We start from the raw sequence: 12841 nt of genomic DNA on the forward strand, positions 1-12841 counted from the left end.
CGCACATCGTAGAACGAAATCCACTCAGACAACGGATACGCGCAGCGCGTGTCACAGCCCAGCCCCGCCTGGACACCCCTAACTTAGCGGTATTGGCCGGACGGGCAGGCTCCGGGATGACCACGGCCAACGCTCCCACCCCACTTCATGGAGGTGGGCCGCGAGGTGGTCATCCCGTCGCCTGATTGAGGCCTATCACTTTGAGCCGGGCCCGCAAGCGTGCGCTGTCTCCCCACGCAGCGCTGTGCGTTGCGGGCCCGGCTCAAAGTGATTTCACGGCCTCAGGCGACGGGATGACCACCCCGCTCCTTTCCTTTGGATTCGGGCTCGCGGCGGTGGGAGGGGACTGCCGTCAGCAGGGTGAACAGGGCTGCCGCCAGTTGGGACAGGAGCAGGAGGTTTCGCTCCGTTCCCGGGTACTCCAGCGTTACCTCGGAGGACGTTGGTGGGACCGATACCGCCACCTGGTGGCCCCACGCCGGCACTATCGGGGCCGGCTTGCCGCCCACCGTGGCCTTCCAGCCCGGCTCCTGCTCCGCCGCCAGTACCAGCAGCCGGCCTGTTGGGCCGTCGGAGACCCGGACGCGTACGTCCGGGAGGTTTGCGCGTACCGGTGCCACGCCCGGGGCGTTGCCGGGGGCGCCGCCTCCGGTGACCGCCGCCTTTGCCTGCTCCGGGGAGATCAAGATCACCTGGCCCGCCGGTGGGAGCAGGCGGAGGACGCCGCGGCCGTCGGACGTCGGCGCGGCCACCGACAGCAGGTCCTTCGCCAGCGGTGGGTACGCCTTCGGGTCCACGCCGGGCGGGAGGACCAGGTACTCCACGCCCGCGGCCGCAGCCGCCGCGAGTGCGCCCTGGACCGCCGCCGCGTCGCCTTGGCCGAGGGCTCGGCGCCAGGATGCCAAGCGGGCCGGCGTGCCGGGTGCCGGGGCCAGCTCGTCGTCGCCGTAGTGCGGGAGGCGGCCGCCGATCTGGCGGGTGGCGTCCGGGGCCAGGTCGAGCACCGAGCGGCCGGACGCCGCCAGCTCGGCCGCGACCTCCGGAGCGAGCGACGGCCGCTCCCCGGCCCGCAGCGGCCCCTGCGCGCCGACGACCACCGCGCCGGCCGCCAGGCCCAGGAACACCGCCGCCCCGGCCACCGCCATCACCTTCGGCAGCCACGGCGCCGGGACCGCCGCCGTGCCGCCGCCCTGCCACGATCCGAGCACCACCCAGAGCAGCCCCGCCCCGACGATCAGCAGCGGCACGCCCGCGTAGCCGGGTGCCGCCGCGCCGCCCTGCATCGGGGGTGCCGTCACCATGCGCACCAGCACCACCCCGCCCGCGCCCAGTGCCGCGAGCGCCAGCCCGCCCGCGGCGAGCTTCGTCGGCCGGACGACCACCGCCACCAAGGCCGCGGCGATCACCGCGACGCCGATCGGCCAGGCGCCCGGCCCGCCCGGGTCGAGCCCGGCCAGATCCGTGGCCGAAACCGCCGGAGCCGCGCCGCCGAGGCCCTGCACGAGCAGCTCCGGGTGCTTCAGCAGCACGGTCGGCCACGGCAGCAGCAGCGCCAGCGGCAGCAGGACCACGATCCCGACCGACGCGATCCGGCGCGCCAGCCCGGTCGGTGCGGGCAGCACGACGAACCCGATCAGCAGCCCGGCGAGCGCGAGCCCGTGCGCCAGCGGTGAGAACGCGCCGAGCAGCGCCACCCCGAACGCCGACAGCGCGGAGACGTGCAGCCAGCGCGTGTCCGCGTGCACGAGCAGCCCCGCGATGCCCGCGGCCACCAGCGGGAGCACCAGGTGCACCACGACGACGTCGAGCCGGCCCTGCGCCACGCCGGCGGTCGCGGCCGGCAGCAGCGCGTACGTCGCGGCGACGACGGCGCGGACCCAGCGGCGCACGCGAAGCCTTCTCGTCGCCGCGTACGCGCTCAGCGCCGCGAGCGGGATGTCGCCGATGAGGAGGATCGCCACCAGCGCGGCGGGGCCGCCGATCGGCGCGAACAGGGCGCCGAGCGTCCCGAGCACCGGCACGGTGGCCGACGCGGGCGCGCCGGTGCCGCCCGCGATCGCGTGCCACGGCGTCAGGTACGACGTCCAGAGCTCCCCCAGCCCGCCGACCGGGAGGAGCTTGCCGCCGAACAGGTCGAGGCCGAGCCGGGCGCGGTTGACGACCAGGCCGAGCGCGGTCAGCACGACGAGCAGGACCACCGGCGGCGCGAAGACCGTCGCCGCCAGCACGCGGCGCCGGTTCACCTCCACGAAGACGAGTTCGGGTTCCGGCTCTTCGACCTCGGGAGCGTCTTCGGCGGCCGGCGGTTCCGGCAGTGTGACGGCGACGAGCGTGCCCGGACGGCGCAGCCCGGACCCGCGCGAGCTGACTCCGCGCAGCGCGCCCGCGGGCAGCGCGTCCGGCCCCACCGGACGGTTCTCGCGGGCGTCGAGCGCTTCCGGCGTCACCCACGCCGACTCGGTTTCGACCGTCTCGGGTACCCGGCCGAGCGCGACGTCGTTCTCGACACCGCGGCGCACCAGGCCGACGACGCCGGCGCGGACGGCGTTGCGCAGCCGCGTCCAGCGTCCGGTGAAGAGGCCGCGAACCGTGCCCGGCCGCGGATTCCGCCGCCGGTGGGCGCGGGCGGCGCGCAATCCGCCGTGTCCACTGAGGAGGTACGCGGCGGCGGCGAGCTCGGCCCGCGCTTCCCCGGTGCGGCGCAGCAGGACGAAGGCGAGCGCGCGCAGCACCGCCAGCAGCGGGAGCCGGATCATGCCGAGCCAGAAGGAAAACGGCGAGCAGTTCACCAGGAACACGCGCAGCCCGTGGGCGCGGTTCGCGGCGGGCAGCGAACCGGCGAGGACGTCCGCCTTCCGCCGTCCGGTGGTCACGCCGCGGGCGTGGCGCACCCGCGCGAGCGGCACGGACAGGACCACGCCGCCGGCCGCGTTGGCGCGCCAGCCGAAGTCGAGATCCTCGCGCAGCAATGGGAAATCGGGATCGAAGCCGCCGAGGGCGTCCCAGGCGTCGCGGCGCACGAGCGAGCCCGCGCTGGGCACCGCGAGCACCTCGACCGGGTCTTCGCCGGACGCGGCGACCTGCTGGCGATGGCCGGAGGCGTCGGTGGACAGGCCGGCTTCGACGATCAGCCGCGGATCGGTCCAGTCGAGGCCGAGCGAGCCGAGCACGGTGGCCGATGGTTCCTTCGTCGCCACGGTCAGGAGTTGCTCGAGGCAGTCGGGGTCGGGCGCGCAGTCGTCGTGCAGCAGCCACAGCCAGGAACCCGGGTCGCCCCAGCGCTCGGTGGCGTGCGCGACGGCTTCGGCGACCGCGGCCGCGAACCCGGTGTCACCCGGGAGCGTGATGACCCCGGAGAGCACAGGGGAAGAACCGGGTCCGGGGTCCTCGGCGGCTTCGGCGAGCAGCCGCGGGGTCGCGTCGGTGGAGCCGGTGTCCACGGCGAGCACGTGCCGGGGCCGGACACTGCTGCGACGCAACGCGGAAAGCGCCAGCGGCAGCCAGTTTTCGCCGTCGTGACAGACCACAATGGCCAGAACGGGCGCGGTGCGCGGGACGGGCGGCGCGGCGGTGCGGGGCAACGAACGCTCCAGTTCGGGTGGCAGTCGGTGCGGCCACCCTACGGCCCAGGTCCGTCACCCGTTGGTGAACCCACGCCGAGACTTCACCAACGTGGAATCACCGGTGACGCCGAGCATCACCGGTGATTCCCGCTCAGACGGCGCGTTTCTTCAGCTTGCGGCGCTCCCGCTCGGACAGACCGCCCCAGATGCCGAAGCGCTCGTCGTGGGCCAGTGCGTACTCAAGGCACTCGTCCTTGACCTCGCAGCCCAGGCAGATCCGCTTGGCTTCCCTGGTGGAGCCGCCCTTCTCGGGGAAGAACGCCTCCGGGTCCGTCTGCGCGCACAGAGCGCGTTCCTGCCAATCCTGCTCTTCTTCGGTGGCATCGATGAGCTCGGTGAGATCTCCCAGAGCCTGCTCCGGGATCTCGCCCCAACTCATGACGTGCCCCCATTCCTTACCATCGGCTTCCAACCGCACGTCCGCCTCCTCGCTCCCTAGCACTCCCCAGGCTGGCGGTGGTGAAACGACACTCGCCGTCCCCTCTCGGCGGCGAATGACATCACTGTGATTACACCCGTGTAGTGCGGTCAGGTCAAGCGGAGTAGCGAGTTCGGGGGACGTTCCGGCCCGATCGCGCAAGGGGACACGCCGGTAACTTCACACCGAGCATACGGAAGACTGGAGCACGTGCAGAAGTCAGCAGTGCGCCCCAGCCCGGTCTTCCTCGGCATCCTCGCGCTCACCGTCGCCGGTGGCGCCATGGCCGCGTTCGGTGACATCAACACCGTTTTCGTCCGCGACCGCGACCCGCTGCTCATCGCCGGCGTGGTGATCTTCGTCGCCGCCGGCTGGGTGGCGTCGCTGTCGCTGCACGAGTTCGGGCACGCGATGGTCGCCTACCGGGGCGGGGACTACAGCGTCGCCCACAAGGGGTACCTGACGCTGGACGTCCGCAAGTACACCGATCCCGTCCTGTCGATCATCCTGCCGCTGATCTTCCTCATCATCGGCGGCATCCCGCTGCCGGGCGGCGCGGTCTGGATCAACCGCGGGGCGCTGCGCTCGCGCGGGACGTCGTCGTGGGTGTCACTGGCCGGGCCGCTGAGCAACCTCGCGGTCGGCGCGGCGCTGGCACTGGTGGTCGCAGTGGTCCCGATGGCCGGCGGCCTGGTCATCGCGATGTCCTACCTGGCGCTGCTGCAGGTCGTGACCTTCCTGCTCAACATCCTCCCGATCCCGGGCCTCGACGGCTGGGGCGCGATCGAGCCGTACCTGCCGCCGCGGGCTCGCGAACTGGGCGCGCAGGTCCGCCCGTGGGCACCGATCATCCTGTTCGCGATCCTGTGGTTCTTCCGCCCGGCGAACGCCGCGCTGTGGGACGGCTCCTACGCCATCTTCAACGCCTTCGGCGGGTACGTCGACGGCGCGAAGATCGGCTTCAGCGTCTTCCAGTTCTGGAACTGAGGTTTGAGACGGGCACCGCGCGGGAATGATCAGCGCGGTGCCGTGACCGGTGGCGCGTGCTCGGTCAGCCAGCCGTGCGCGCGCTTCCACACGACCCGCAGACCCGACCGCTCGCCCAGGTAGTCACCCGCCGCCCCGACGACCGGCAGCATGCCGAGCGCACGGTGGAACAGGTTGCCGCGCGGCCGCTTCTCCAGCTCCTCGGTGATGCCCAGCAGGCCCCGGCCCAGCCGCCACAGCGTCCGGCCCGCCGCCTTGACCGTGGCCTTGCCGTGCTTCTTCTCCGACGCCCTCAGTTCCTCGGTCAGCTTCGCCGCTTCGTCCGCCTCCGCGGCCTCGTCGTGCTCCGCGTGCTTGCCGGCCGCCAGGTTCGCGTCGATGTTGCGCTCGAAGAGCACCCACGCGATGAGCCGCACGCGGGTTCCGACGTCGGTCACCCCGTACTCGCCCGCGATCGCGCACAACAACAGCCCCTGGGACGCCGCGCCGAGGGCGTCCTGCACCGGCAGGCGGTCGGCCAGCGCACCACCCAGCCCCGGGATCGACGTCAGCACCGCCGTGAAGCGGCCGACGCGGTTCATCCACCAGCTCGACCGGTCGTAGCCGGTCATCCGCGCCCACGCCGCCGTGCCCGGCACCTTCACCGACGTGACCCCGTGGATCAGCTTCGCCTTCAGGCCCGACTCGACCTCGGCCAGGTCTTCCGAGGCCCGCGCCTGCAGGCCGAACGGGTCGGACTCGCGCAGCGCGTCCAGCATCGGCCCGCAGGCACGCACGAACGGCCGCAGCACCGCCACGACCTGCCGGTCGGAGATCGCCTCACCCACGTCCCGGTCCCCTTCCCGCCGTCCGGCGCGGTGCGCCGCCCAGCACCATCGCGCCCGGCAGCGCACTCGCGCCGAGCAGCAGCAACGCCCGCCAGTCCTGGATCAGCACCAGGTCACCGCCCGGGCCCAGCATGCCGACCCCGAACACGACGAGCACCCACACCACCAGGGGTACCCAGGAAAGCCCGGGCCGCACCAGCTTCGCCGTGGTCCACACCAGCCACGGCGTGGTGACGGCGCCCACGAGCACCGTCACCGGCACCGGGACCACCCCGATCCGCAGCGGCAGGAAGAACAGCTCCAGCAGGGCCAGCAGCACCGTGTCGACCGCGAGCAGGACCAGCAGCAGCCGCTGCTCGACCGTCAGCCGTTCCGCCCCGGTCACAGCCCACCGAACAGGTCGTGTTCCGCACCCTCGACCGGCCCGTGGGCGAGCACGAAGAAGTCTTCGGCGAGGATCGGCTGGGCGATCTCGTTCGTCAGGGCGAAGTACGGGACGGCGCCGTCGACCACGGCCAGCTGGGTCGCGTGCGCCCGCAGGGCCGCGAGCTTGGCCGGGAGGTACCCGGCGACGTCGAGCACCGTGGTGATCTCCTCGTCTGGCGTCGCGGGCAGCTCGTCGTCGTCCGGGACGCGGTAGCGGGGTTCGCCGGCACGCAGCGCGGCCAGCCCGGCACGCACCGCGCTCTTCGACGTCACCGTGTGGAACACCCGCCGCACCGAACCGGCCCGGGCCGCCGCCGCCATCGTGATCTCGTGGGCCCGGATGTGGTCGGGGTGGCCGTAGCCGCCGAAGGCGTCGTAGGTGACGACGACCTGGGGCTGCACCTCGTCGATGAGCTCCGCCAGCTGAGCGGCCTGCTCGTCGGCGCTTCCGCCGGTGAACGCCCGCGGGTGCGACGCCGACGGCGTGCCCGCCATGCCCGAATCGCGCCACCGGCCGAGCCCGCCGAGGTAACGGTGCCGGGACACCCCCAGCGCGGCGCACGCGGCCGTCAGCTCGGTGACGCGGTAGCCGCCCAGCTGGTCGGCGGTGTGAGCGCGCAGCCCCTCCAGCTCCCCGAGGCCGGCCATGACCTCGCCCTCTTCGCCCAGCGTGCAGGTCACCACGGTCACGTCGGCGCCTTCGGCGGCGTATCGTGCGATCGAGGCGCCGGTGGTGATGCTTTCGTCGTCGGGATGGGCGTGGACGAACAGCAGCCTTCGCGATACCGGGGAGATCACGGGTTGAGCGTAATTCCCGTGCTCCGACCTTCGTCGGGGACACCCTCGGTTATCCTCGCGCGAGTCGCGACCGCCGCGTCGTGACGGTCTGTACCCCCACGAAGGGCATCTGGTGAGCACTGAAGCAACTTCGGCGGACGTCGCCGGCGTGTCAGGATCGGTCCTGTCCATTTCCGACCTCAGCGTGTCGTTCCAGACCGAGGACGGCGTCGTGAACGCCGTCAAGGGCATCGGGTTCGACGTGCAGCCCGGCGAGATCGTCGCCGTGGTCGGGGAGTCCGGGTCCGGCAAGTCCGTCACGTCGATGTCGGTGCTGGGCCTGCTGCCCAAGACCAGCCGGATCGCCGGTGAGCTGCGCCTCGGCGAGCGCAACCTGGCGGATCTCAAAGAGAAGGACATGCAGAAGATCCGCGGCAACCAGGTCGCGATGATCTTCCAGGAGCCGATGACGGCGCTGAACCCGGTCTACACGGTCGGGTGGCAGCTGCGCGAGGCCCTGCGATCCCACCTCGACATCGCGAAGGAAGCCGCCGACAAGCGGGCGGTCGAGCTGCTCGACATGGTCGGCATCCCGAACCCCGAGCTGCGGTTCAAGCAGTACCCGCACCAGCTCTCGGGCGGTCTGCGGCAGCGCGTCGTCATCGCCATGGCGATCGCCTGCGACCCGAAGGTGATCATCGCCGACGAGCCGACCACGGCGCTCGACGTCACGGTCCAGGCCGAGATCCTGGGCCTGCTGCGCAAGCTGCGGGACACCCTCGACACGGCGATCGTGCTGATCACCCACGACATGGGCGTCGTCGCCGACATGGCCGACCGCGTCATCGTGATGTACCAGGGCGAGATCGTCGAAGAGGCGCCGGTGCGCGAGCTGTTCGCGTCGCCGAAGGAGGACTACACCCGGCGGCTGCTCGCCGCGGTGCCGGTGCTCGGGCAGCGTCCCGAGGGCCGCCGTCTGCTGGACGACGCCGGGATCGCCACCGACAGCACCGAGGCGGCCAAGATCGCCGAGGAGATCCGGCTGGCCGACGAAGAGCTCGAGGCCGTGATCGAGGAGGCCGCGCCGGCGCTGGAGATCAAGAACCTCGTGCTCGAGTACCCCGGCCGCCGCGGCCAGGGCAAGAACCGCGCGGTCGACGACGTCTCGCTGACCATCGCCAAGGGCGAGATCGTCGGCCTGGTGGGCGAGTCGGGTTCCGGCAAGTCGACGGTCGGCCGCTGCGCGGTCGGCCTGCTGCGCGCGACCGAGGGCACCATCGCGATCGCGGGCAAGGACATCACGAAGATGTCGGCGAAGGAGATTCGCCCGCTTCGCCGGTTCTTCTCGATCGTGTTCCAGGACCCGGCGTCGACGCTGGACCCGAAGATGACGATCGGCGAGTCGATCGCCGAGCCGATGGTGCTGCACAAGGTGCTCTCCGGCAAGGAGCTGTCGGCGCGGGTCCGCTCGCTGCTCGACAAGGTCGAGCTGGGCGGGCACTACATGAACCGCTACCCGCACGAGCTCTCCGGCGGGCAGCGCCAGCGCGTGGCGATCGCCCGGGCGCTGTCGCTCGACCCGGCCCTGCTCATCGCGGACGAGCCGACCTCGGCGCTGGACGTGTCGGTGCAGGCCCGCGTCCTGGACCTGTTCCTGGACCTGCAGCAGTCGCTGCAGTTCGCCTGCCTGTTCATCAGCCACGACCTGGCGGTGGTCGACCTGCTCGCCGACCGCGTCGCGGTGATGCAGCACGGCAAGCTCGTCGAGGTCGGCACGCGTGATCAGGTGCTGCACTCGCCGCAGCAGGAGTACACGAAGCGCCTGCTGTCGGCGGCCCCGGTCGCGGACCCGATCCTGCAGGCCGAGCGCCGCGCGGCGTGGGAGGCAGGCAAGCTGGCCCCGGTGGCCGACTGACGCACGAACGCCGAAGGGCCCCGCACCCACAGGGTGCGGGGCCCTTCGCGTACCTGGACGGACGACACGCGTACCCAAGCGGACGACTCGCGTACTCAGACGGACGACACGGCCGCCGGGGGCGGTGCCCGGCGTGTCGTCCATCCGGGTACGCGTGTCGTCCGGCGGGGTACGCGTGTCGTCCGTCAGCCGACGCGGATGCGGGGGTCCAGGATGCCGTAGAGCAGGTCCGCGAGGAGGTTCGCGACGATGACGCTCGCCGCGATCACCACCAGCCAGCCCATCAGCACCTGCGGGTCGTTCTTGTTGACCGCCTCCACCAGCAGCGTGCCCATGCCGTGCCAGTTGAACACCGTTTCGGTGATGATCGCGCCGGTCACCGTGGCGCCGAAGTTCACCGAGAACAGCGTCATCACCGGGATCAGCGCGTTCCGGAACGCGTGGCGCCAGATCACGCGGCTGTTGGACACGCCCTTGGCGCGCGCTGTGCGCACGTAATCGGCGCCCAGCACCTCCAGCATCGAAGCGCGCTGGAACCGGCTGTAGGCGGCGAACGTGATGGCCATGATGGACAGCGTCGGCAGCAGGAACGCGCCGACGTACTTCGCGAGCGCGTCACCCACTCCGGTGGCCGAGAGGCTCTCCGGGCTCGTCGTCCGCAGCCACGGGTCGCCGAGCACGTCGGACAGGCCCAGGTCGCGGACCCAGATGTTGGCGCGGATCGCGTAGCCTTTGAGGACGATCGCCACGCAGAAGATGGGCATCGAGAACATCAGGAACGCCAGCGTCGTGGCCAGGTAGTCCCAAATCGAGTACTGCTTCACCGCGGCGAGCACCCCCACCAGCACGCCGAAGACCAGCGCCAGCACGGACGCCGTCAGCACCAGCTCCAGCGTCACCTTGAACGCGGCCATCACCTTCGGCTGGACCGGGGTGAAGGCGTTGCCCTGCGCGATCGAGATGCCCCAGTCGCCGGTCAGGAAGTGGCCGAGCCAGCTGAAGTAGCGGGCGAGGACGCTCTGGTCCAGGCCGAGCTTGTGCTCGGTGTCGGCGATGGCCGCCGCGCTGATCCCCGGCTTGCTGCGGAGCTCGCCGAGCGGGTCGCCGGTGTTGGCGACCATCACGAAGCACAGGAACGTGCCGATCAGCAGGACCGGGACGGAGATGGCCAACCGCCGGAGCACGTAGAGCACGAGATTCATCCGAAACCCCCAGGTTCGGCGATCCCCGCGAAACGAACGCGGGGGTGACCGGAACCGGTCACCCCCGCGTCGCGCGTTCAGGCCTTCATTCTCCGCTGACGCGGGTCGAAGGCGTCGCGAAGACCGTCACCGATGAAGTTGATCGTCAGTGAAATCAGCACGAGCACGATGAACGGACCGAAGAACAGCGCCGGCCGCGTCTGCAGCTGGGCGTAGTTCTCCAGGATGACGCGGCCGAGCGAGGTGTCCGGCAGCTGGACACCGAGGCCGATGAACGACAGCGCGGCTTCCGCCAGCACGGCCTGGGCGACCGCGAGGGTCGCGTTGACCGTGATGCTGCCGACCATGTTCGGCACCAGGTGCTTGAAGATGATCCGGACGACGCCCGCGCCCGAAGCACGGGCCGCGTCGACGAACTCGCGCTGCGACAGCGACATCGCTTCGGCCCGGGTGATCCGGGCGATCGGCATCCACGCGAACGCCGAGAGCACCAGCGCGACGATGTACCACGTGCCGCCGCCGAACACCTTGGCGAGGATGGCCGCCGCGGCGATCTGCGGGATGATCAGGAACAGGTCCGTCACCCGCGAGATCGCCGAGTCGGTGAAGCCGCGCAGGTAGCCGGCGACCGCGCCGAAGACGACGCCGATCACGGTGGCGAGGATCGACACCGTGAGCGCGATGAGCAGCGAGTACTGCGTGCCGCGCAGCACCTGCGACACCATGTCCTTGCCGACCTGCGTGGTCCCGAGCGGGAACTCGCCGCTGGGCTTGGCGAACGACGGGAACGAGCTGTCCTGGTAGCTGTGCTTCCAGAAGATCGGCATCAGCACGCTGAGCAGCACGATCAGCAGCAGCACCGCCGAAGACGCCATCGCCAGCTTGTGGTGCAGGAACTTCCGCAGGACCAGCTTGCCCTGGCTCCGCGGTTCCGGCAGCGCTTCCGCCGGCAGCGTGCCGTCGGCCGCGGCGGTTTCGGTCGCGAGAAGAGAGTTCAAGTCAGCCAACGCGAATCCTCGGGTCCAGGATGCCGTACATCAGGTCGGCGATCAGGTTGGCGATGATGACGAGAGAAGCGATCACCACGAGCCAGCCCATCATGACCTGAGTGTCGTTCTTCGTGACGGCTTCCACCAGCAACGTGCCCATACCGTGCCAGTTGAAGACGGTTTCGGTGATGATCGCGCCGGCCAGAACCGAACCGAAGTTCACCGAGAACAGGGTCGTCACGGGGATCAGCGCGTTGCGGAACGCGTGCCGGAAGATGACCCGGCCGTTGGCGAGCCCCTTGGCGCGGGCGGTGCGCACGTAGTCCGAGCCCATGACCTCGAGCATCGACGCGCGCTGGAAGCGGCTGTACGCCGCGAAGCTGATCGCCATGATCGACAGCGTCGGCAGCAGGTACGCGCCGATGGTGCTGGTGATGAAGTCGCCGACGCCGTCGGTCTTCAGCTGCTCCGGGCTGGTCGTGCGCAGCCACGGGTTGCCGAGGACGTCGGACAGGCCGAGGTCGCGGACCCAGCCGTTGATCTCGATGGCGTAGCGCTTCAGCACGATCGCGACGCAGAAGATCGGCATCGAGAAGAGCAGGAAGGCGAGGGTGGTCGCGATGTAGTCGATGATCGAGTACTGCTTCACCGCGGCGAGCACGCCGACGATGATGCCCACGATCAGCGCGAGGATCTCGGCGCCGACGACCAGCTTGAAGGTGACGCCGAGGGCGGCCATCACCTTGGGCGCGACCGGTGCGAGAGCGTTGCCCTGGGCGATGGAGATGCCCCAGTTGCCGGTCAGGAAGTCGCCGAGCCACGTGAAGTAGCGGGGGACGATGCCCTGGTCGAGACCGAGCTTGGCGGCCGTCGCGGCCAGCGCTTCCTTGCTGATCGTCGGGTTCTGCCGCAGCTCGCCCAGCGGGTCACCGGTGCCGGCGACCATGACGAAACACAGGAAAGTCCCGACCAGCAGGACGGGGATCGATATCGCCAGACGGCGAAGGATGTAGATCACCAGGTTCAACGAACTGCTCCTCATCCGGGCCTGGTCGTCAGAAGTGCGCTGGACCGCTACCCGGTTGTCTACCGTAGTGGCGGTAACCCTACGGTCAACAGCTACTTCCGGTGGGTACCGGGGCCCGGCTTTTGGCCGAACCCCGGTACCCGCCAGGTCATCTGGAGCGAGGGGATGGAAGAGGCGGGGCGAGCCCTACTTCTTCTGCTCCCACTCGCCGACGTTCCACAGAACACCGTCGTACGACTGCATGTAGACGCGGTCGATGCCCTTGAACGCCCACATGCTCGGCGTCTGGAACAGCGGCAGGGTCGCGTAGTCGTCCGCGATGGCCTTGTCGGCCTCCTGGTACTTCTGCAGCTTGACCTGCTCGTCGGTGGCCTTCACCGCGGCGTTGTAGGCGTCGTCGATCTTCGGGTCGCAGAGGCTCTGGTAGTTCTGCTCGCCACCCTTGTCCGGGCAGACGTAGATCGACTTGGACTCCGCCTTGAACGGCTGGGACGACCAGCCGAACAGCGCGACGTCGTAGTCACCGGTCGAGACGCGGCCACCCTTGAGGAAGTTGGCGTCGGTCTCGTCCTTGACCTCGATGCCGGCCGCCTTGGCCTGCGAGATGATGATCTCGACGGTCTGGCTGCGGCGCGCGTTCTGGTTGTGCG

The 12841-nt window shown here is 70.5% G+C and carries 10 protein-coding genes and 1 pseudogene; 2 read left to right on the forward strand and 9 right to left on the reverse strand.

Annotated elements, in window-relative coordinates; genetic code table 11:
• Positions 1–281: 281 nt before the first annotated feature.
• Together ACWEGE_RS46515 and ACWEGE_RS46520 are read right to left on the reverse strand one after the other, a co-directional pair.
• A complete protein-coding gene (locus ACWEGE_RS46515; RefSeq protein ID WP_449666934.1) occupies positions 282–3581 on the reverse strand; it encodes a glycosyltransferase in 3300 nt (1099 codons plus the stop codon).
• 133 nt (positions 3582–3714) lie between these two features.
• The gene (locus tag ACWEGE_RS46520; RefSeq protein ID WP_161790928.1) at positions 3715–4002 is read right to left on the reverse strand and encodes a WhiB family transcriptional regulator; all 288 of its coding nucleotides are present in this window, start codon (positions 4000–4002) and stop codon (positions 3715–3717) included.
• Positions 4003–4266: 264 nt separating this feature from the next.
• Here ACWEGE_RS46520 and ACWEGE_RS46525 point away from each other — a divergent pair, with 264 nt between their 5' ends.
• Entirely contained in the window at positions 4267–5028 is a 762-nt protein-coding gene (locus ACWEGE_RS46525; protein ID WP_449666942.1) for a site-2 protease family protein, read from the forward strand.
• 29 nt (positions 5029–5057) lie between these two features.
• On the opposite strand, the gene ACWEGE_RS46530 is transcribed toward ACWEGE_RS46525, so the two are convergent.
• The 3 genes from ACWEGE_RS46530 to mshB are packed head-to-tail and all read right to left on the reverse strand — an operon-like array spanning position 5058 to position 7079.
• A complete protein-coding gene (locus ACWEGE_RS46530; RefSeq protein ID WP_449666935.1) occupies positions 5058–5855 on the reverse strand; it encodes a hypothetical protein in 798 nt (265 codons plus the stop codon).
• The gene (locus ACWEGE_RS46535) at positions 5848–6240 is read right to left on the reverse strand and encodes a hypothetical protein (protein WP_449666936.1); all 393 of its coding nucleotides are present in this window, start codon (positions 6238–6240) and stop codon (positions 5848–5850) included. Before ACWEGE_RS46535 ends, ACWEGE_RS46530 begins: the two co-directional genes overlap by 8 nt.
• Entirely contained in the window at positions 6237–7079 is an 843-nt protein-coding gene (gene mshB / locus ACWEGE_RS46540; protein ID WP_449666937.1) for an N-acetyl-1-D-myo-inositol-2-amino-2-deoxy-alpha-D-glucopyranoside deacetylase, read from the reverse strand. The genes ACWEGE_RS46535 and mshB overlap by 4 nt, the downstream gene beginning before the upstream one ends.
• 112 nt (positions 7080–7191) lie before the next feature.
• Here mshB and ACWEGE_RS46545 point away from each other — a divergent pair, with 112 nt between their 5' ends.
• A complete protein-coding gene (locus tag ACWEGE_RS46545; RefSeq protein WP_449666938.1) occupies positions 7192–8973 on the forward strand; it encodes an ABC transporter ATP-binding protein in 1782 nt (593 codons plus the stop codon).
• A gap of 185 nt (positions 8974–9158) precedes the next feature.
• Here the strand turns inward: ACWEGE_RS46545 and ACWEGE_RS46550 are convergent, their stop codons facing one another.
• The 4 genes and pseudogenes from ACWEGE_RS46550 to ACWEGE_RS46565 form a co-directional block, all read right to left on the reverse strand.
• The gene (locus tag ACWEGE_RS46550; RefSeq protein WP_449666939.1) at positions 9159–10175 is read right to left on the reverse strand and encodes an ABC transporter permease; all 1017 of its coding nucleotides are present in this window, start codon (positions 10173–10175) and stop codon (positions 9159–9161) included.
• 77 nt (positions 10176–10252) lie between these two features.
• Positions 10253–11182: an ABC transporter permease gene (locus ACWEGE_RS46555; RefSeq protein WP_449666940.1), complete on the reverse strand. Its 930-nt coding sequence runs from the start codon at positions 11180–11182 to the stop codon at positions 10253–10255.
• Positions 11175–12191 (reverse strand): ABC transporter permease, encoded by a 1017-nt coding sequence (locus tag ACWEGE_RS46560; RefSeq protein WP_449666941.1) that lies wholly within the window; start codon positions 12189–12191, stop codon positions 11175–11177. The genes ACWEGE_RS46555 and ACWEGE_RS46560 overlap by 8 nt, the downstream gene beginning before the upstream one ends.
• A gap of 186 nt (positions 12192–12377) precedes the next feature.
• Positions 12378–12841 (reverse strand): annotated as a pseudogene (locus ACWEGE_RS46565) (ABC transporter family substrate-binding protein); the annotation flags it as partial.

Source organism: Amycolatopsis sp. NPDC004747 (assembly GCF_053601335.1).